General features: G+C 42.7%; 12 protein-coding genes. 8 read left to right on the forward strand and 4 right to left on the reverse strand.

The features are described 5' to 3' along the window. The first annotated feature begins 83 nt into the window (after nt 1-83). The 8 genes from ACP26M_RS02460 to ACP26M_RS02495 all read left to right on the forward strand — a co-directional run bounded on the left by ACP26M_RS02460 (nt 84) and on the right by ACP26M_RS02495 (nt 12,771). A complete protein-coding gene (locus tag ACP26M_RS02460; RefSeq protein ID WP_426585837.1) occupies nt 84-1,289 on the forward strand; it encodes a glycoside hydrolase family 5 protein in 1,206 nt (401 codons plus the stop codon). A gap of 70 nt (nt 1,290-1,359) precedes the next feature. Then, nucleotides 1,360-4,227: a beta-galactosidase GalA gene (gene galA / locus ACP26M_RS02465; RefSeq protein ID WP_426585839.1), complete on the forward strand. Its 2,868-nt coding sequence runs from the start codon at nt 1,360-1,362 to the stop codon at nt 4,225-4,227. A 32-nt stretch (nt 4,228-4,259) separates the two neighbouring features. After that, complete coding sequence (locus ACP26M_RS02470; protein WP_426585841.1) at nt 4,260-6,416, forward strand: glycoside hydrolase family 3 C-terminal domain-containing protein; 2,157 nt, start codon at nt 4,260-4,262, stop codon at nt 6,414-6,416. Nucleotides 6,417-6,429: 13 nt separating this feature from the next. Then, complete coding sequence (locus tag ACP26M_RS02475) at nt 6,430-8,838, forward strand: glycoside hydrolase family 2 TIM barrel-domain containing protein (RefSeq protein WP_426585843.1); 2,409 nt, start codon at nt 6,430-6,432, stop codon at nt 8,836-8,838. 160 nt (nt 8,839-8,998) lie between these two features. Then, nucleotides 8,999-10,510, forward strand: a complete 1,512-nt coding sequence (locus ACP26M_RS02480) for an alpha-L-fucosidase (RefSeq protein WP_426585845.1) — start codon at nt 8,999-9,001, stop codon at nt 10,508-10,510. A 333-nt stretch (nt 10,511-10,843) separates the two neighbouring features. Then, nucleotides 10,844-11,425, forward strand: coding sequence for a Crp/Fnr family transcriptional regulator (locus tag ACP26M_RS02485; protein WP_373613049.1), 582 nt, complete (start codon nt 10,844-10,846; stop codon nt 11,423-11,425). 104 nt (nt 11,426-11,529) lie between these two features. After that, nucleotides 11,530-12,369, forward strand: a complete 840-nt coding sequence (locus ACP26M_RS02490) for an MBL fold metallo-hydrolase (protein ID WP_426585848.1) — start codon at nt 11,530-11,532, stop codon at nt 12,367-12,369. A 12-nt stretch (nt 12,370-12,381) separates the two neighbouring features. Beyond that, nucleotides 12,382-12,771: a nuclear transport factor 2 family protein gene (locus tag ACP26M_RS02495; RefSeq protein ID WP_426585850.1), complete on the forward strand. Its 390-nt coding sequence runs from the start codon at nt 12,382-12,384 to the stop codon at nt 12,769-12,771. An 88-nt stretch (nt 12,772-12,859) separates the two neighbouring features. On the opposite strand, the gene ACP26M_RS02500 is transcribed toward ACP26M_RS02495, so the two are convergent. From ACP26M_RS02500 to ACP26M_RS02515, 4 genes are all read right to left on the reverse strand, one after another. Beyond that, the gene (locus ACP26M_RS02500) at nt 12,860-14,326 is read right to left on the reverse strand and encodes a cellulase family glycosylhydrolase (RefSeq protein WP_426585852.1); all 1,467 of its coding nucleotides are present in this window, start codon (nt 14,324-14,326) and stop codon (nt 12,860-12,862) included. 380 nt (nt 14,327-14,706) lie between these two features. After that, nucleotides 14,707-15,921: a glycan-binding surface protein gene (locus ACP26M_RS02505; RefSeq protein WP_426585854.1), complete on the reverse strand. Its 1,215-nt coding sequence runs from the start codon at nt 15,919-15,921 to the stop codon at nt 14,707-14,709. Nucleotides 15,922-15,956: 35 nt separating this feature from the next. After that, a complete protein-coding gene (locus tag ACP26M_RS02510) occupies nt 15,957-17,573 on the reverse strand; it encodes a RagB/SusD family nutrient uptake outer membrane protein (protein WP_426585856.1) in 1,617 nt (538 codons plus the stop codon). An 11-nt stretch (nt 17,574-17,584) separates the two neighbouring features. Then, nucleotides 17,585-20,746, reverse strand: coding sequence for a SusC/RagA family TonB-linked outer membrane protein (locus ACP26M_RS02515; protein WP_426585858.1), 3,162 nt, complete (start codon nt 20,744-20,746; stop codon nt 17,585-17,587). Nucleotides 20,747-21,541 lie beyond the last annotated feature (795 nt).

Raw genomic sequence — 21,541 nt, forward strand, 5'->3', positions numbered from 1 at the left:
GCGTAATTCAATGTTTCTTTATTGTAAAACGCAATTAAAGTTTGGCATTGCTTAAGCCAATTTTCAAACCTGCTTAATTTACTATGATGTTAAAACGTATACTTTGGTGTACTGCTGCTATTTTTTCGATTGCTTCGCCGCTCAAGGCCGCTTTTTGTTATGTTCCTAAAAAAATAATAAATGACACAGCCGTTGTCAGCACAATTTATCCGTCATACAATATATCACCCAAAGCTCCCGATAAAACGGGAATGGATAACACTGCTGTGCAACAGGCAGCAAACATCAAATTGGGCTGGAACATCGGCAACACAATGGAAGCGCCCGGCGGCGAAACCGGCTGGGGCAATCCTTTAATTACAGAGGATTATATTAAATTGGTTAAGCGCAGCGGGTTTAATGCCATTCGTATCCCTTGTGCCTGGGATCAATATTCAGATAAAAAAACTGCCAAAATACAGGATGCCTGGTTAAAACGCGTAAAACAGGTAGTACAATATTGTGTGAAAAACGATATGTATGTGTTGCTCAATATTCACTGGGATGGTGGTTGGCTTGAGAATAATTGCACTCCGGCTAAACAGGATTCTGTTAACGCTAAACAAAAAGCGTTTTGGGAACAAATTGCAACAGCAATGCGCGATTTTGACGAACATGTGATGTTTGCCAGCGCTAATGAGCCGGCTGCAGATGATGCCGCGGCAGCAGCAATACTTGCTACCTATCATCAAACTTTTATTAACGCGGTTAGGTCAACCGGTGGTAAAAACGCCTACCGTGTATTGGTACTGCAGGGCCCATCTACTAACATGGAAAAAACAAGTCATTTTATGACATCCCTGCCAACCGATCAGGTGGCAGGCCGGCTAATGGTTGAGGTACATTATTATTCTCCCTTTAATTTTTGCCTTATGGAAAAAGATGAACCATGGGGCCGCATGTTTTATTATTGGGGGAACGGACACCACTCATTATCGGATTCTGCGAGAAACCCAACTTATGGAGAAGAGGCTGAGGTTAAGAGCACATTCCAACTCATGAAAACAAAATTCGTTGATAAAGGAATTCCTGTTGTGATGGGAGAATATGGCGCTTACAGACGAACTGCCCCTAAAGATTTCGCGGTACACAATGATGCTGTAGATTATTGGATAAAGTTTACAACCCAACAAGCTATAGCCAACGGCCTTAAGCCATTTTTTTGGGATATAGGTATTGCCCTGGACAGACGAAATAATAAAGTACTTGATCAACGCACAATTAATGCCCTTATAGCAGGGGCCAATTAACAATTTTTGCAATGATAATAAATCCGCTGATTGCCATGCAAGCGTCTCATACCAAACCTTGTTTAAAAAAATGAAACCAACCTACTTTTTGTATTTTTTGATTTTAGTGTTCGCTACAGGGAAAACTATAGCCCAATCCCCTGAAATAGCTTCAAAACGCGAACATTTATCTATTGATAATGACTGGCGCTTTGCTTTGGGGCATGCATACGATGTTTCTAAAGATTTTTATAACGGGACCGGCGGGTTCTCCTATTTGGCCAAAACTGGTTATGGCGATGGCGCCGCATCGGCAGAATTTGACGACAGGGGCTGGCGTAAGATCGACCTTCCGCATGATTGGGCAGTTGAACAGCCATTTAGCCCGAAAGGCAGTTTCAGTCACGGATCGAAAGCTATTGGCCGTAACTTCCCCGAGGCAAGCGTGGGCTGGTACCGCAAAACCTTTGCTATACCGGCTTCCGACCTTGGTAAGCGTATATCCATAGCGTTTGATGGCGTTTTCCGAAATAGTATGGTTTGGGTAAACGGACATTACTTAGGCACCGAACCCAGCGGCTATAATCGCTTTGAATATAATATTTCAGAATATTTAAACTATGCCGGCAACAACGTTATAGCCGTACGTGCGGATGTAACTATGGAAGAAGGTTGGTTTTATGAAGGCGCGGGCATCTATCGCCATGTGTGGCTTAACAAAACAAACCAGGTTCACATCGTGCCCGATGGAACGTTCGTTACTACAGCGGTAAAAAGCAATGTGGCCGATGTTACGGCAACGGCTACCATCAACAATGACGACAAAAAAACAAGAAGTTTTAATATAACTCAAACAATTATTGATGATAGTGGCAAAGCCCTTGCGACGAAAACGACTACCGGGCTTACGTTGAAGCCTTTCGCATCGCAGGATATTAAAAATATTTTGACGGTTAGCAATCCAAAACTCTGGTCATTAGAAACACCCTATTTGCATAAGCTGATTACTACAGTTGAAGAGAATGGAAGTATCATAGACAGTTACGTAACAACTTTCGGGATCCGAACCATAAGGTTTGACGCTAACGAGGGCTTTTTTCTAAATGGCAAACACGTAAAAATACAGGGAACAAACAATCATCAGGACCATGCCGGCGTTGGTGCAGCAATGCCCGATGCTTTACAGGATTTCAGGATCAGGACTTTAAAAGGCATGGGCTGTAATGCCTATCGCTGTTCGCATAACCCGCCAACGCCCGAATTACTTGACGCGTGCGACAGGTTAGGGATGCTGGTTATCGATGAAAACCGCTTAATGGGTGTGGCATCCACTCAACTAAATGACCTGAAAAGGATGATCCTGCGCGACCGTAACCATCCCAGCATCATCAGTTGGTCGATAGGAAATGAAGAATGGGGCATTGAAGGTAACATTACCGGGGCGCGGATAGCAGCCACTATGCAGGCTTTTGCCAAATCGGTTGATTCAACGCGTTATATTACGGCGGCTATAAGCGGCGGTATCGGCTCAGGGATATCAACAGTGATAGATGTGTTAGGCTATAACTACGTCGCCACCAAAAACACTGATGAGCAGCATAAAAAATACCCTAATCAGTTTAGCTGGGGTACGGAAGAGGGCTCGACAGTTGCCTCGAGGGGGATTTACGAGGATGATATGGACAAGCATCAGCTTGTGGCATACGACAGAAAACAAAACGATTTTTTTTATAGCCTGGAACAAGGCTGGAAACATTATGCCTCGCGTCCGTACCTGGCCGGCATGTTCATCTGGACCGGTTTTGATTACCGGGGAGAACCAACGCCGTTTGGATGGCCGTCAGTGGGGGCATATTTTGGGATGGTTGATGCCTGTGGTTTTCCAAAGGACGATTACTATTATTTAAAATCATGGTGGACGAACGAGACAGTGGTGCACCTGTTGCCGCACTGGAACTGGCATGGCAAAGAAGGCCAGGAAATAAGAGTATGCGCATATAGCAATTGCGACGAGGTGGAGCTATTCCTAAACAGAAAAAGTCTCGGCAAAAAAACTATGGAGCCGAACGGACACCTCGAATGGCAGGTAAAATATGAGCCCGGGACGCTGGAAGCTGTAGGGTACAAAAAAGGCATTAAAGCCGGTAATGATATTGTTAAAACTACGCTTACGCCAAATCAGGTTAAGTTAACAGCCAACCGCAAAGCGATTAAGGCTGATAAAAAAGATATTGCCATAATTACCGTACAGGCCGATGACAAAAACAACTTGCGGGTGCCAACCGCCCAAAATGAGCTGAGCTTTTCAATTACAGGCCCCGGTAAAATTATTGGAGTGGGCAACGGCGATGCAACATCGCTGGAGGAGGATCAATATTTAGAACGGATCGATCTTGTTAACATAGGCGCTTTCAAAGAGAAATTTGTCGACGATTTAAATGCAAAGGCCGAGGTTGCAGCGGATTATGACGATAGTAGCTGGCAAAATGCTTTTAAAGATACCAGGGACGATGAATTTGGCCGAAAAGTAAAAGCCGTAGTTTACAGGGCTGGTTTCACTATGCCTGCTGATGTGGCAACCGCAACGGCTACTTTATTTAGTAAAAATATCGGCAAAGTTCAAAACATCTACATTAATGGTAAGGAAGTAGGGCATGAAATCAAAGCGGGCGATGGGAACACCGAATTTAAACTGGAAGCCTCATTACTGCACCCCGGCAACAATACCATCGCAATTGTAGCTACCCCCTTGCTTAAAGCAAACATCTGGGCGAGCGTTAATACTAATCCCGGCCTTATCCAATTGGTTTACTCTGCAGAGCAATATAAGCGAAAACTTTTTAGTGGTTATGCCCAGGTTATTGTCCAGTCAACCGGGCAGCTGGGCACTATAGTTTTAAAGGCAATCTCGCCGGGGTTAAAGCAGTCGGCTATTGAAATTACAGCTGCTGATAAATAATGTTAAACAAAGAATTTGAAGAAATAATGTTTATGAAATATATAATTACCTGTATTATCGCGCTTTTTTTATTTAGTGGCGTATCCGCACAAAACAAAAATGAGGCAGCCCTGAAATTAAAGATCAATAGCATCATCAAAAAGATGACACTTGAAGAGAAAATAGAAATGTTGCATGGCAACGCTTTGTTTTCTTCGGCAGGTGTGCCCCGTTTAGGTATCCCTGAATTGACATGTGATGACGGGCCATTAGGCGTGCGCGAAGAAATAAAACGTTTTGACTGGGCTTCGGCTAACTGGACAACCGATTCGGCTACGTTTTTACCCAATGGTTCGGCAATAGCTGCTACCTGGAACCCTATAATGGCCAATAAATACGGTGTGGTGATAGGAGAGGAAGCGAATGCCCGTAAAAAAAATGTGATGCTTGCGCCTGCGTTTAACATCTGTAGGATGCCCCTTTGCGGCCGTACTTATGAATATTACTCAGAAGACCCCTATTTAAATAGCCAATTGGCCATTCAATCGGTAAAAGGGATTCAAAGTCAGCATGTGGCGGCCTGTATTAAGCATTTTGCCGCCAATAATCAGGAGCTTAACCGCGATAGTGTAAATACAATAGTTGATGAAAGGGCTTTACAGGAAATCTATTTCCCTGCTTTTAAAGCTGCCGTTCAGCAGGGCAATGCTTATACCGTTATGTCGGCTTATAATAAGTTAAATGGTTATTGGTGTTCTGAAAATGGGTATTTATTAAACAAAGTTTTAAAAGGAGACTGGGGGTTTAAAGGCGTGGTTATGTCTGATTGGGCAGGCACGCATCATACTGTCGCAGCCGCAAACAACGGTCTGGATATTGAAATGGGTTCAAGCGGACCTTATGATCAATGGTGTTTGGCCAAACCATTGCTTGCCGCTGTTAAAGCCGGGCAGGTTTCAGTAAAAACTATTGATGATAAAGTGAGCAGGATTTTATGGCTCATATACCATACATCCATGAGTGCCAACCATCCGAAGGGATCTATCTCAACCCTGGAGCACGCTAAGGCAGCGTATGATATTGCCTCAGAATCCATAGTTCTGTTGAAAAACGATAAACAATTATTGCCTTTAAAAACAAGTGAGATCAAACGCATCGCTGTTATAGGGGATAATGCCGTACGTACTTTCGCTTTGGGGGGATATGGTGCGGGTGTAAAAGCAAAATATGAGGTTACCGCATTAGAAGGGATAAAGTCAAGGTTCGGCAAAACCGCCGATATCAGGTTTGCACAGGGTTACAGGGCAAAGTACCAGGCGAGTAAAACTGCTGAACAAAATGGTGACTATAATAAACCTGATCAGGACCTGATTAATGAAGCCGTAGCGCTTGCAAAGAGCAGTGATGTTGCCATTTTGTGTATTGGTTCAAACCGTGAATATGAAAGTGAAGCCCATGATCGCAAAAGCCTGGAACTGCCTTTTGGCGAGCAGGCTTTGGTTAACGCCGTAAGTGCCGTTAATCCCAATACCATTATTGTAGTAATGGCTGGCGCGCCATTTGACCTGAACGAAGTCAAGAAGTTAAATCACACTATTGTTTGGTCATGGTTTAACGGCTCAGAAGCCGGCAATGCGCTGGCCGATGTGTTGAAGGGAACTATAAACCCATCGGGTAAGCTGCCGTTTACCTTTCCTGCTTCGTTAAATGATTCACCGGCATTTAATTTGAACACCTATTCAGGCGATAATCTCACAGCCGAATATAAAGAAGGAATATTGGTTGGTTATCGCTGGTACGATACTAAAAATATAGTGCCGCTGTTCCCATTTGGTTATGGCCTTTCCTATACTGATTTTTCAATCAGCAAGCTTTCTACAGATAAATCAAGCTATAAAAAAGACGAAACAATCCATGCGAAGTTTACGATCAAAAATACAGGTGAAAGAAGTGGTGCCGAAGTTGTGCAATTGTATGTGAATGATCCGGTTTGTTCGGTACAGCGCCCTGAAAAAGAGCTCAAAGCTTTTAAAAAGATATTTTTAAAGGCTGGCGAAACAAAGACAATAGAAATGCAGGTGAAAGCTGCAGATCTGGCATTTTATGATGAAGCAAAAAAAGGCTGGAACACTGAAGCCGGCGAATACGTTCTTGAATTAGGTAATTCATCCCGTAATATTATCCTCAAAACAAAAATTGCAGTTAAATAAGGATATTACTTTTATGAAAAAAATAACAATAGTCATCTCGCTTTTGGCTTATAGTGTTCTAAGTTTTGCCCAATCTTCGGTTGGCTCCGGGCGAAAACAATTGTTTGATTACAATTGGAAATTTAGCCTTGGCGATGATTCGTTGGCACGGTTACGGGATTTTAATGATAATGCCTGGCGTAACCTTGACTTGCCGCATGATTGGAGCATTGAAGGGAGCGTAAGCCTCAAAAATCCAACAGGAGGTGCAGGTGGTTATTTCCCGGCAGGTATTGGCTGGTACAGAAAAACGTTCAAGGTAGCCCCTGAGTGGAAAGGAAAAAACGTTTCGGTTTATTTTGAGGGCGTTTACATGAACTCCGAGGTTTTTATCAATGGTAAATCCCTTGGTATCCGGCCTTATGGTTATTCATCATTTAGGTATGATCTTTCGCCTTACCTGGATTTTAACAAAGACAACGTGATAGCCGTACGTGTGGATAATTCACAGCAAATAAATAGCAGGTGGTATAGTGGTTCCGGGATATACCGTCATGTGTGGATGGATGTTACCAATCCCTTGCACATAGCCGATTGGGGAGTAGCTATCACAACACCCGAAGTTTCTTCAAAACAAGCTTCTGTACAGGTTAAGGCTACTGTAAAAAATGAAACCGACTTTCCGCAGCACATCGCAGTTGCCACCCGGTTGCTGTCCGGAAGCTTTAAAGATGCGGGAAATAATACAACAAAGGTAGAGTTACCGGCGCACAGTGAAAAAGAAGTTACTCAAATTATAAAAGTATCGAAGCCATTATTATGGACACCGGAAACCCCTTATTTATATCAGGCTCAAATCCAGGTATTAAAAGGCAATGAAAAAATAGATGATACAAAGATCACTTTTGGCATCCGCTCAATAAAATTCACGCCGGAAAATGGTTTCCAGCTTAATGGTAAAACCGTAAAGATTAGCGGCGGATGTGTTCATCATGACAACGGGTGCCTTGGTGCCGCTGCTTTTGACCGGGCCGAGGAACGTAAAGTTGAGTTAATGAAAGCTGCCGGTTTTAACGCCGTGCGCACATCTCATAATCCACCGTCCGAAGCTTTTTTAGAAGCTTGCGATAGGTTAGGTTTATTAGTTATTGATGAGGCTTTCGATGGCTGGAGAGTTGGTAAAAACAAACACGACTATTCGGTATATTTTGATAAATGGTCGAAACGCGACCTGGAAACAATGGTGCTTCGCGACAGGAACCATCCGTCAATTTTTATGTGGAGTATTGGTAATGAGGTTGTTGAAAGGAACAAACCGGAGGCTGTTACGACCGCTAAAATGCTTGCGGGCACTGTGAAAGGTATAGACAAAACACGACCGGTAACATCCGCGATTGTAAAATGGGGTAACGCCTGGGAATCTTTAGATCCGCTTATGGCAGCTCATGATGTTTGCGGCTATAATTATCAACTGCAAGGTGCTCCCGCAGATCATAAAAGGGTGCCCTCCCGTGTTATTTTTCAGACCGAATCATACCCGCGGGATGCTTTTGCCAATTGGAAGCTGGTACAAAACAACAATTATATTATTGGCGATTTTGTATGGACAGCGATAGATTATTTAGGCGAATCGGGAATTGGCCGATGGTATTATTCGGGCGATGTGCCAGGAGAACATTGGGAAAATGATTTTTTTCCGTGGCATGGTGCGTATTGCGGAGATATAGATTTAACCGGATGGAGAAAACCGATTTCGCACTACCGCAGCATGTTGTACAACGATAAGGAAAAGTTGTACATGGCTGTCCGCGAGCCAAAGCCCGAACCACTGGAAATCAAAGAAACCTGGTGGTCGGTATGGCCTACCTGGGAAAGCTGGACATGGCCAGGCTTTGAGGGCAGAAAATTAGACGTAGACGTATATTCAAAATATCCCAAAGTAAGGCTTTACTTCAATGACAAACTTCTTGAGGAGAAGCCTACAACAGTAAATCAGGAATTTAAAGCTACTTTCTCAGTACCCTATACGCCAGGGACCCTCAAAGCAGTGGGTGTTGAAAATGATAAAGAAATCGAATCAACTACGCTGCAAACTTCAGGCTCCGCTGCTAAGGTCAGGCTCATTGCCGACCGTAAGCAGCTATTGCCGAATGGGCAGGACCTATCCTATGTTTCAATTGAAATCACTGATAAGGATGGCGTACTACAACCAAACGCATCAGATCGACTTCAATTTAAAATTGAAGGGCCTGGTGTAATAGCCGGAGTGGATAATGCGAATGTCAAGGACACCGACCTATATACAGGCAATTCGCGCAAAGCCTGGCATGGCCGGGCCATGGTGGTAATCAAGAGCACTCATAATGCCGGCGATATTAAGCTTACCGTTAGTTCCGAGAGATTCTCCTACACGTCTATCATCATAAAAACGGTCGGACACTAAAGTAATTTAAAATAGATGACACTGGATACCGATAAATCGAGATTACTTGCAGGAATGTATCGCAATGTGCGGCCTGCATTCCAATTTATGACATGAAAAAACAAGTTGCATTAAAATCAACTGCGATAGATTTTTCCAACTACCTATAAATACCTGACTAATGATAACTACCCTTAAAAAGATTTTCGCACTTAGCTTCGTCCTGCCCGGGATGTCGCTGATGCTGTACGGACAAGAGCTGTCCGTTAACAACGGCCCGTTCAAGCCTTCGGATACTTCTTTTAAACAATACCAATATCCTGTGTGGTTCAGAGATGCCAAGTTTGGTATTTGGGCGCATTGGGGACCGCAAGCCGTGCCCCGCCAGGGTGATTGGTATGCCCGTAACATGTATATTCAGGGCAGCGAACAAAATAAATATCACGTTGCGCATTACGGGCACCCGTCAAAGTTTGGTTATAAAGACATCATACCATTATGGAAGGCTGAAAAATGGGATCCGGCGAAATTGATGGCGCTATATAAAAAAGCCGGGGCAAAATACTTTGTAAGCATGGGGACTCATCATGATAATTTCTTTTTATGGAATTCTTCACTGCACCGGTGGAATGCTGTGCAAATGGGACCCCATAGAGATGTAGTGGGTATTTGGCAAACGGAGGCCAAAAAGAATGGCCTTAAATTTGGTGTTTCGGAGCATTTGGGAGCAAGCTATACCTGGTACCAACCCGCACATAGTGCCGACACCTCAGGCGCTTATAAGGGTGTTCCATATGATGCGAATGATCCAGCTTATGCCGATTTATATCATCCCAAAGCGAAAGCAGATGACCGCGGCTGGTTAACTAAGGACGCGGAATGGCAGCGCACGTGGTATAAGTCCGTCAAGGAACTGGTGGACACTTATCATCCTGATCTGCTTTACTCAGATAGCGGATTTCCGTTTGGGGATATTGGCAGGAACATGTTAGCTAATTTTTACAACGGAAATATGGCCTACAACAATGGCCAACTTACTGCCGTGTATAACTGCAAACAGCCTTCGCAGGGTATGTGGGTGCAGGACCTTGAACGAGGCGTTCAGGATTCCATCAGCCCGTATCCATGGCAAACGGATACTTCTATAGGCGATTGGTTTTATCGTACCGGCCAAACCTACAAAAGCGGTACCGATATTATACGGATGCTGGTAGACATAGTAAGTAAAAATGGGAACCTGCTAATAAATATTGTGCAAACACCGGAGGGAGATTTAGAGCCCGATATGTTGAATACACTTGATGAGATAGGTAAGTGGACTGCCGCCAACGGTGAAGGGATCTACGGATCACGACCGTGGAAAATATTTGGAGAACGCCCGGGAAACGCAGTAAAAGTTAAAACCGACAACTTTAATGAAGACCGGATGAAATACACGGCAGAAGATATCCGTTTCACCTGCAATGGCAACAAGTTATATGCTTTTTTACTTGATACGCCCACTTCAGATATTCGAATCAAATCGCTGGGTAAATCGTCGGCAATAAACATCAAAAAAATACGCTCCGTGAAACTTTTGGGCAGTAAAGAAAAAATACAATGGCAGCAGGAAGCGGATGCACTTGTTATCAAAAAGCCTGTGAACCTACCTGACTGGAAGGTATCAGGTTTTAGGATTGAGCTTGCTGATTAAGGGAAATCGGCTTAAGATAATAAATTAAAAGACAGGTCCTTCCGCTTCAACAGGAGGGCCTGTCTTTTTCTGGAGACTACAAGGAAGCTGCGTGCAACTCCTGCAATGATAAACTTCGATCTGCTATTTTCGCTACATTAAAGCAGTCGATAAGCAGCTCTTTACGATATTTATTTTTATAAAAATCAAACCGTATCATCTGTAAATTAATAGAAAATTTGTTAATTTAAGAAACGTATTTGAAGATGGAAAAGTAAATATCAGGTGTATAAAGGTTGTCATATGATATGCTTGACTTAGCTTTCTCCTGTGCTGTGTTATTAATTATATTCTATGAACCAACTACTGCGTAATAACATCGCCAGGCACGTTTCGCTCAGCGAAGATCAACTGCAACAGTTTCATGATCTTTTTGAACCCCGGTTGTTTAAGAAAAAAAGCCATTTTCTATCAGAAGGACAAATTTGTGCCCATGAAGGTTTTGTGCTGAAAGGACTTTTCCGTGTTTACCATGTGGACGCAAACGGTGTTGAGCAAGTTCTTTATTTTGCGCCCGAAGATTGGTGGATTGCTGATATAGACAGTTTTTCTAACCAAAAACCGTCAAATTTATTTATTGAAGCTTTGGAAGATAGTGAAGTCCTGGTCATTTCCCGGAAAAATAAGGACCTCGCTTATGAGCATTTCCCGGCCATTGAAAAGCTGTTCCGTATCATGACGCAGAAAACGCATGTAGCCTTGCAGCGCAGGATGATCGATAATTTGAGTAAAACGGCCGATAAACGATACCAGGATTTTTTAGCAAAGTATCCGGATTTATACAACCGGTTATCCAACAGGCAAATAGCGGCATACCTGGGGATTAGTCATGAGTTTTTGAGCAAAATCCGTAATAAACTGGCAAAGGAGAAGTAACTATCTTTTTGCGTTTGTTGAACTTGTTCAATGTTTTTCGTTTGAGCCATGGGTACCTTTGTTTAATCTATTAATCAACAAGGTTTAACAAAAGGTTTTTAACTATGGAAGCGCAGGCACAGCAATTTAAACAATTTCAATCAGGCAATCTTACACTTGATGTATTTATAGCAGCGGAAACCAGTTTTGGCGTAACGTCAACAATTATTTCGGGGAAGACGGAAGCAATACTCGTCGATGCCCAGTTTACCCTGGCCGAGGCGGAAGTTGTTGCGGAGCATATCAAAAACTCGGGTAAGAAATTATCGTTAATTTATATCAGTTATGCCGATCCCGACTTCTATTTCGGATTGGAGATCTTCAAACGCTACTTTCCTGAGGTTACAGTTTACGCAAATGATACAACCATTGAACATATTAAAGCAACCTCGCAAAAAAAGCTTGACGTTTGGGGAGGCCGTCTTGGCAATGCCCTTACCAAAAATGTGGTATTGCCGCAATTGCTAAAGGATGGTTCATTTGAATTGGAGGACGAAAAAATTGAAATATACGGACTTGAAGAGTTCCCTTCGAGATCTTTTGTATGGATCCCTTCCGTAAAAGCTGTAATAGGAGGCATTAATATTTTTGGCAGCAATTTCAACCTATGGACAGCCGACGCACAAACGCCCGATGCCCGAGGTAAATGGATCGCTATCCTGGATAAGATTACTGCTCTGGCACCATCTATTGTAATTCCTGCCCATACTGATCAGTATTCCGCTTTCGATACTGCGTCAGTGTCCCACACTAAAAACTACCTTTTATTTTACGAAGAAGCCCTGAAAGCAAATAAAACATCAGGGGAGTTGGTTGATGGTGTAAAGAGCCATTATCCAGATCTTCGTTTTGATGTAGCGCTTCAAATTGGAGCAAAGGTAAATACGGGCGAAATGAAATGGTAAATAGTAACAGCAATGACAAACCTTGAAATTGTAAAGAGTACTTACGAAGGGAAATCTTCGGAAGAGAACGGTAAAAACCTTCAGAAATTTCTTGCACCGGCAGCCGTTTGGACAGAGGCGGCGGGTTTTCCACTCGCCGGCACTTACGTGGGTTTTGACGAGATTAAGCAAAATGTGTTTTATCGGCTGGCTACCGAGTGGATTGATTATAAGTTTACGCCGGAGGGTTATGTTGCTGATGGCGATAAAGTAGTTGCCTTTGGTACATATAGCGGTACCTATAAAGAAACAAACAAATTTTTTAAAGCGCGTGTGGCGCACCTATGGCAATTGGAAAACGGCAGTATAACGTTATTTGAACAGTTTGTAGATAGTAAAACGGTTAATGACGCAACAAAATGAATAATCAATAATGAGCTCAGTTGAGTTTATTATTGATTAGGTGGGCAAAAAAAATACCCGGGGCCAGTGGAAGCCCCGGGCGTTTTTTTTAATTTGCGCCTTGCTTAATAGCGGTTATCGTACGCTGATCTTTTACAGTATAATTTCTTCTGTCCAGAGCGCCGCCTGTATCCCAATAAAATGGCAGCATGCCACGGATTTTCGCTTGTTTTGTAACATAGGTATTCCAATAGTCCACCGAACTTTCGTGCGTTGGTAAATCTAAAGGAACATGCGCTGTGTTGTCGCGCCTGTAGGCACCATATTCACCTAAAAGAACAGGAATTCCCTTATCAACGAATTTCGTCTTCATTAGGTTGAATGAGGCGTCAACATCGGCTTCTTCGCCCCAGGTGGCATTTCGTTCTGGTTCGATAGCTGAGTGGTGCCCTGAGCCCCAATAATAGAACATTTTACCCCAGCTTGCATCATTGTCTAACAGGCAGCAGAACTGAAATGGAGAGTAGTAATGTACTTCTACCATCAGCTTGTTTGTCACCTGATCTTGCGGAAGAGTGGTCATGAAATCACTCGTTTTCTCCATATTAGTAGATGGGCCCTGAAGCACCAATACACGATAGGCGTTTTTACCACCGGTTGATCTAACTGCGTTAATGAAGGTTTGATGATAGGTAGAAAGTATCGCCGTTGCCGCGGCATCATCTGCAGCGGGCTCATTGGCACTGGCAAACATCAGGTGTTCATCAAAATCGCGCATAGCTGTTGCAATTTGTTCCCATAATGCCTTTTGTTTGGCATTAACTGAATCTTGTTTGGCTTTGGTAATGTTATTTTCAAGCCAGCCACCATCCCAATGGATGTTAAGCAAAACGTAGATGTCGTTGTTTACGCAATACCCTACTACTTCTTTTACCCTTTTTATCCAGTTTGGATCTATTTGCGCAGTTGCCGGGTTACTTAAATGGCCCATGTTCCAGGCGCAGGGAAGGCGTATAGCATTAAAGCCTTGCTGTTTTACAAATTTTACATAATCTTCAGTGATTAGCGGATTGCCCCAGCCTGTTTCGCCGCCAGAAGCTTCCAGTGTATTGCCGATATTCCAACCCAATTTTATTTTCGCGGCAAGCTGAACAGCGTTACTGCTCATTCCGGTTGCATCAGGAGCCATTGGCGAAGTATTGTAATTGGGGAAAAGGTTAGATGTTTGAGAAACTTTTAAGGTTCTCGCCTGTCCGTTTGAAGAGTTTATGGTCAAGGTACTGGAACGTGTTGATCCTGTACCGTTTTCTGATAACGTTTTGATATGAATGACGATACTGCCGCTATTGCCTGATGTGGTGCTTAACTGCAGCCAGGTAGAGCCAGGATTAACTATATTCCATGTTGCATTACACGAAATCGAAAAATCCTGCGTACCGCCTTCGGGCGTAAAAGTTATTGCTGTTTGGTTTACGGTAAGCTCCGGCGGTGCACTATTCGTTTTTTTACACGAAAAAAACGATATTAATACAACTGTTATTAAAAATACCGATTTTAAGGAAAATGTTTTTTTCATTTTTTAAATGATTGGTAATAAATTCTTTGTTTGTTTTTGCATGCGATTATTGATTTGGGTTAGGTAAGTATTGGAACAATTGGTCCTGTCATTTGATGTACACAGAACCGTTTTTAAAATTTCATGCTATACATAGCATTGTTAGCTTACGTTGTTAAAAAATGCCGGGGCCCTGCTGCAACCCCGGGCATTCACCTATTCAACTAACTTTACTTTTTAATTTAAACTGTTGTCAGGTTATGAACAGTTATATTAAAATCTTTACCGGAATTTTCTCCGTATCTCGGCTTTCAGAGTTTTAATATCCAGGCATCAGCTAAAAAAATGCCGGGGCTTGTTAAGACCCCGCGCATTCATTTATAATCAACTAACTCTCTCGCTTATTTAACTCTTACTACTCTGATATTATCAATAGCTGCCTCGAAATTTTGAACAGTACTTGAACCATCATTAGTAAATGTAACGTTGATGGCCCCGGCTCCTGCTGAACCAAGCAGATCTGAAAGCGTTGGTGCCGGAAAGCCTTTACTGTCAACAAAATTTGATAATGGAATAGTAACTGTTTGCCAGCCCTTGGTAGTAAACGGAACTGTTGCTCCTGTAGAGGTTTTCCATGGATGATAAAGAGCTGAATAAGTCCATGAGTAATCTTTTACTATCTGGATAGAGCCGTTTGTCCATGGCTTGGTAACCGATATCTCGAATTTTAAAACATAATGGCTTAAGGTATCTTTCATGTTGGCCTGGGGTATCCACTGCGCCGAGTTTGTATTGATTGACCTGCCGTCATTCCACCAGGATCCATCGCCGGCAGGAACATTTGACGCTTTCAGAATCCCATAATAACCGGTGTTTCCAGGGTAAGTTGCTGAGCTGTTGGAAGTGCCCGAACCCCACGAGAAATTATTAATGTTATCGTAATTATTCAATACCCCGTTTACTAAATTGTGTATCGAATAAACAGTAGCAGCTTTACCTGATTTTGTTTCAACGCTTACAATACCACCTGTTTGCGTAATGCCTGCAGGCACTGCAAGGCTGATGCTTGTACCATCATTCGACGATTTAAAACTGGTAATATTAATTCCGCCGTAAATGACGCTTTTAACAAAGAAAAAGCTAAGCCCGTTTATTTTAACCGAATCGCCCGGGTTAGCGTCTTCGTTAGAAACGCCTGTAATAGTAGGGGCGGGTGCCACAATAGGGAACGAAAACGTAGTTTGACCATGATTGGTGATGTATTGTATGGTATTCAGCTTATCCGAAGGTACCGTCGGGAACGCGATAACAGCCGGAATCAGGGCGATAGCGCTGGTATCTGAAAACCAGGCGTCATTAAAAGAGCCTTTTACGCCATCAAAATTGATAGCAAGTGCACCTTTTAAATTTTTTCCCGAAATAACTACCCATTGACCGGTACCCACACTGCTCAGTAGCGAATCCCCGGGATGGGCCACATAATTACGGATAGAGGTAATCACAGGGGTCCCTTTTGATGATGATGTTGCATCTTTTTTACAGCCGGGTTGCATGAATGCGGCTGCGGCAAGCCATACAAGTAGCAAACAGCTTTTAATATGATTTAATTTTTTCATGATTTTAAGAATTATCTAAATGATTCTGAATGCAATTAATAATAGGGTACAGGAGCCTCTAACAACTTAGGGTCTGCCGTTTGCTCATTTGCCGGTATAGGCAGCATAAATGTGTTAATGGTCGGCGGCGTTATGATCAGGCTATTATTAGCTGCTTTTTTTACTCCAGTGGCCGGATCATAACTAAATTGCGAACGCGGTATATACCTGTTATTAGGATCAGGGTCATTAGTAAGGGTTATCTGCTTACTAATTATCGAAATTGCCTTATTAGGGTCGTAATAAGAAAGGCGCACAAGGTCGAACCAGTACTGGCCTTCAAAAGCGAGCTCAATCCGCCTTTCCTTCATAATGACATCAGGAGTAAGTTGGGTAACAACATCAACGCCGGCCCTGCTGCGCACCTGGTTGAAGTATAGCAATGCGTCCGCGTTAGTGGTTGTTGCGTTGTTGCCTAATAAAGCTTCGGCATAAATTAAGTATACATCAGCAAGGCGTAATACTGTATTATGCTCGATAGATGACCAAAGGTCCATCGTAGGCGAATTATTATCGGCTGCGGTACCAACTATGTGTTTTTTAACATTTACACCAGTTGCTGTGTAGCCTCCGCCTGCCGCGTTAAGCTCAGGGTATTTATCACCGGTAAGCATGAATGTAGCTTTGCGGCGTACCGAGTCCTGCGCTGTATACTGGTTTGCAAGATCTATCGTTGGGCCAATTGCGCCGCCCCAGCCGCCGCCGCCGGTAACAAGGCTACCGCTTGGTGCAAATTGGGCTTGTATTGAATTACCTTGCCCGTAAGGTACGCCAGGCGCCCATTGATAGGCAAATAATGATTCAGAATTGTCATTATACTGTGTCCTGAAAAGATTGTAGTAGCTTGGTAAAAGAGATAAACCGCTGGTTTTGCAAACATTACCGGCATAGTATGCTGCGCTGTCCAGATCAGACTGGTTGCGTGAGCCTTTTTGATTTAAACCGGCCCGGGTTAAATAAACTTTTGCCAGCATACCCTGTGCCGACCATGTAGTAACACGGCCAGGCTGATCAGTTCGCGGTAAATTAGCAACGGCATATCTTAAATCATTGATAATAAACTTATATACATCCTCAAGCTTATGGCGAGGTACCAGCGGGTTAGCTATCAATTTATCGTTATCTTCAACAATAGGTACAGGGCCCCACAACTGGGCAAGATAAAAATAGGAAGTAGCACGAATAAACCTTATTTCACCAAGCGCGCCTGTTTTACTTTTTACGGCTACGCTATCGGGCATTTTGGTATTAATGGCTTTAAGATTGATGTTGCAATGCGCCACAACATTATAAAAGCTTTGCCATGCCGATGTTAGCGTTCCGTTTTGCGGCGTGATGGAAAAGGTAGTAAGCTGAACAAGATCGGCGTTATAAGGCTGTAACATATTACCGCTCATGATGTCGCCCATACCGAGCAATGGAAAGTTATTCCAGGTAGCCCAGGGCTGTGCATACAGAGTAGCTGTAGCTAATCTCAAATCCGAACCGCTTTTATAAAAATTATCAGTAGTGATACCGGTTAAAGGGGGCCGGTTGAGGTAATCTTTTTTGCAGCTGCTTATGATAATTATGCCGATAACCAGCAAGATTATATTTATTTTGATGCGTTTCATGAATCTTGATTTTAATTGTTTAAGGATAGATTAAGGCCAAATGTGTAAACACGCGGCTGGGCGTAATATCCATTATCAATACCGGCTGCTAATGGGTTCCATGAGCCAATCTCAGGATCGTAGCCGGTATATTTAGTAATGGTGAACACATTAGTTACGTTGACATATACCCTTAGTGACCGTAATTTGATTTTGTTTAAAAGGTTATTTGAAAAGCTATATCCTAAAGCGATGCTTTTGCACTTTAAGAACGAACCGTTTTCGACGTATTTGTCGGAAAAACGCTGGTTATCATTACCGCTGCTTTGGCTAATCCTTACAATATTGGTTGAAGGGTTTGTAATGAATACATTGTTGATATCCGAAGTAGAACCGGTTGGATTAATCAACCCGATTTTTGCATAGTTGAACACAGACGGGAAATAACCAAAGTTTTGATTAGGGTTATCGCCGTTTACCTTTAACTGGTTATAAACTTTATTGCCATAATTGCCGGCCATAAAAATATTCAGGTCGAAATTTTTATAGTTGAAACTGTTATTGATGCCAAATTGAAATTTAGGCATAGGAGAGCCCAAAAAGGTTTGATCGTTGGCGTCAATTTTACCATCGCCGTTAATGTCTTTAAAAATAACATCACCTACCCAAACACCGCCAGAACCGGGCGTTATAGGTATGGGGCCGCTGCCATTTTGGGGCAAAGCGGGGTATTTTGCAAAATCTGCGGCATTTTTATAAATGCCCAGTACCTGATACCCGTAAAATTCGCCGATTGAACGGCCAACAACAGTTTTGGAAACAGAACCGTAAATGGCAGGGGTGCCGTCAACCAAAGCAAGCACTTTGTTGATATTTCGGGAAAAGTTAATATTTGTGGTCCAGTTAAAATCTTTTGACCGGATGTTTTGCGTAGAAAGTGAAAACTCAAACCCCTTATTGCTCACCGCGCCAACGTTTACATATGGAGCCTGCACTGCACCCGGTGAATATCCGCCGGCGGCAAATGTTCCCGAGTAGTACGGCAGGGTAAGGCTAAGCAACAGGTTATTGGTTTTGCGGTAATAAACGTCACCGGATAAACTGATTCTTCCATTTAACACGCTTGCATCCAGGCCAATGTTATATGATTTTGTAGTTTCCCATTTGATGTTTGGGTTTCCGGTTGTTGTAGCTATTTGCGAGTTACCTGACAAGCCCGTAGATATCGTACTTAAAGTTGAACCATAAGCATATTCAGCAATATTTTGATTGTTTACCAATCCGTAGCCGAGCCTGAGCTTAAGATCATTGATCGCTTTTACACTTTTAAGAAAATTTTCGTGGTTAATTTTCCATGCAAGGGCACCGGAATATGTGGTGTTCCACCGGTTAGCTTCGGCAAATTTCGATGAACCATCATGACGGACGGTTGCGGTTAACAAATAACGGTCGTCGTAGGTAAAGTTAGCCCTGCCAAAGTAGGCTTCCAAAGATCCCTGGCCCTTAACACCAGTATTGGTTGCAGTTGTGGCGTCGCCGCTGCTGATTGTTTGTACGTTATTACTTGCAAAATTGGTTCGGGTAGCCGATATGCCGCTATTTTTAAGCAACTGGGCTTCATGGCCAGCCACTACGTTTACCCAGTATTTTTTTGCAAATGTGTGCTGGTAGGTTAAATAATTCGAAATTGAGTTATAGAAATTTTGCGCGCTTGAAGCAGTACCGTTGTTATTACTTTTGGTGTACGCACCCATAACATAACTTGGATTAAAGTAATCCTCCGTTGCAAAGTCGAAATTTCCTGCTACCTCATTACGCAAGGTTAAATCTCTGGTGAATTGGATTTCTGCATAAGCATTACTGAATAGCTGGTAGCGGCTTTTAAAATCTTTCACAATAGTTGCTATTGCAAATGGGTTAGTGCCCACCGCACCATAAATATTGGGATCATTACCTCCCCATGTACCATCAGGGTTTTTTACAGCTACATCGGGCGTTTGATTAAGCGCTTGCAAAATCACACCTGTATTGGAAGTGGTAACATTCTCGGCCACATGCGCCATATTCAAGTTGATGCCAACCTTCAACCAATCGGTGGTTTTATTATCGATATTTGCTTTTACCGAAGTCCTTTTAAAATCTGAGCCTAACGCTATCCCTGTTTGGGAAAAATAGGTGCCTGATATATAATATTTTGTCCTGTTATCACCACCGCTGATGGCTAAATTATGGTTTTGCATAGGAGCAGTGCGGAACAGGGCTTTTTGCCAGTTGGTACCAACACCCAGGTATTGAGGATTAGCAAATTGCGGCCGCATATCATAACCGATAATTGCCGATTTTTCATTCATGAAAGTGGCGTACTGCCTTAAATCCATCACATCATAATACTTGGGTAATTTTTGCCAGCCCTGGTATCCGTCATAACTAATTAGCGGTGGGCCTGTGGCGCCTCTTTTAGTGGTAATAATAATTACACCGTTAGATGCCTGCGAACCATAAATAGCGGTAGCTGAAGCATCTTTTAACACATCTATCGAAGCTATATCTGAAGGGTTGATGCTGGATAAGGGGTTGGTGCCATTGCCTGCAATTGCCGACTGTCCATTCGGTGGGATCTGCACACCATCGATTACATATAGCGGAGGAGCACCTGTAAAACCACCCAAACCGCGGATCTGCACGTTAACGTCACCACCGGGCTGGCCTGACACCTGCTGCACAACCACACCGGCTACTCTTCCTTGTAAAGCCTGGTCAAATGTGGTAGGTTGCGCTTTTAACAGGTCTGCCGCTGTTACTGACGATATAGCCCCGGTAAGGTCATGTCTTTTCCTGGTGCCATAACCAATTACAACAACTTCGTTCAGGTCGCTGGTTGCGGGTTTGAGGGCTACGTTTATAACGGTAGATGAGCTTACGTATATTTGCTGGGAATTGTAGCTTATAAAGCTAAAAATCAGCACATCCCCGTTTTTTGCATTGATACTGTAGCTGCCATCTGCACCAGATAGTGTGCCCGTTGGCGAATCCTTTACTTTAATAGTTACACCGGGCAGCGGCTGATTATTGTCTGCACTGGTAATTTTACCTGTAATTTTAACACTTTGCGCGTAACCTGTAAGGTTTAGCAACAACAAAGTTGTAAACAGCAGTACTACATGTCTTAATCTTTTTCGTAAATCTTTTTCCATGTTAATTGGGGTTCATAATTGTTTGGTTATTTGGTTTGTTTATTTGATTGGTTTCGGACATTGATTTATCCTGTCATATTCACATTTGATGCTGTGGAACCGGAGTCGGGGACAGCATCGGTATGTTTACACGAAAGCATACCGATGTAATGCGGACGGGATATTTACAATAAATCCTGAATTGATTTTTTTAATGGGCTGCCTCGTGAAAGGCACAGGCATTAATAAGTACGCGTTTTGGCATAATGCTTAGTTTAAATTAGGTTATTCATAAAATTGGTTATCTCATCTGTCCCTTTGTTCAGGCATCAGACTACGGCATCGGTATAGAAGATATGCCGCTTTATGGAGGATGAAATTAGATGACCAATCGCAATCGATTGTTTACAAATGGGGGTACAAATGTTAATTGAAATTAACTAATTGATTATAAGGAAATTAAAGTTATTTTTATCAATAAATGGTGGCAAAACGCAGTTGCAGAGCCAGCAATATTCTCAAAAAAAGTAAAAGAGAGGCGTTTAAGAACGATATTGACATTGAAATTTGAAGGTAAAATCGCCGAAAAGTGCTAACAAATGCGAAAATAATACCAACTTTAAAACCTGTTGGGGAGGCCAGCGCGGGTTATTGCAGACTCCATCATTTGAAAATTAACATTTGTATCCCTATTTACCAACAATAAGGAGCGTGGTGCAACATAAATTTGCCGCCTCTGATAAAATATTGTTTGGCTTCGTTTATCGCTGCGTACTAATATTGTATCCCATGTAATAATTATCAGACAAGTCTTGT

The organism is Mucilaginibacter sp. R-33 (assembly GCF_049949235.1).
Lineage (GTDB): Bacteria > Bacteroidota > Bacteroidia > Sphingobacteriales > Sphingobacteriaceae > Mucilaginibacter.

What these genes read in the sequence shown, in the direction of transcription:
- ACP26M_RS02460 (WP_426585837.1), top strand. Translation starts at nt 84, where the DNA reads ATGATGTTAAAACGTATACTTTGGTGTACTGCTGCTATTTTTTCGATT.
- galA (WP_426585839.1), top strand. Translation starts at nt 1,360, where the DNA reads ATGAAACCAACCTACTTTTTGTATTTTTTGATTTTAGTGTTCGCTACA.
- ACP26M_RS02470 (WP_426585841.1), top strand. Translation starts at nt 4,260, where the DNA reads ATGAAATATATAATTACCTGTATTATCGCGCTTTTTTTATTTAGTGGC.
- ACP26M_RS02475 (WP_426585843.1), top strand. Translation starts at nt 6,430, where the DNA reads ATGAAAAAAATAACAATAGTCATCTCGCTTTTGGCTTATAGTGTTCTA.
- ACP26M_RS02480 (WP_426585845.1), top strand. Translation starts at nt 8,999, where the DNA reads ATGATAACTACCCTTAAAAAGATTTTCGCACTTAGCTTCGTCCTGCCC.
- ACP26M_RS02485 (WP_373613049.1), top strand. Translation starts at nt 10,844, where the DNA reads ATGAACCAACTACTGCGTAATAACATCGCCAGGCACGTTTCGCTCAGC.
- ACP26M_RS02490 (WP_426585848.1), top strand. Translation starts at nt 11,530, where the DNA reads ATGGAAGCGCAGGCACAGCAATTTAAACAATTTCAATCAGGCAATCTT.
- ACP26M_RS02495 (WP_426585850.1), top strand. Translation starts at nt 12,382, where the DNA reads ATGACAAACCTTGAAATTGTAAAGAGTACTTACGAAGGGAAATCTTCG.
- ACP26M_RS02500 (WP_426585852.1), bottom strand. Translation starts at nt 14,326, where the DNA reads ATGAAAAAAACATTTTCCTTAAAATCGGTATTTTTAATAACAGTTGTA.
- ACP26M_RS02505 (WP_426585854.1), bottom strand. Translation starts at nt 15,921, where the DNA reads ATGAAAAAATTAAATCATATTAAAAGCTGTTTGCTACTTGTATGGCTT.
- ACP26M_RS02510 (WP_426585856.1), bottom strand. Translation starts at nt 17,573, where the DNA reads ATGAAACGCATCAAAATAAATATAATCTTGCTGGTTATCGGCATAATT.
- ACP26M_RS02515 (WP_426585858.1), bottom strand. Translation starts at nt 20,746, where the DNA reads ATGGAAAAAGATTTACGAAAAAGATTAAGACATGTAGTACTGCTGTTT.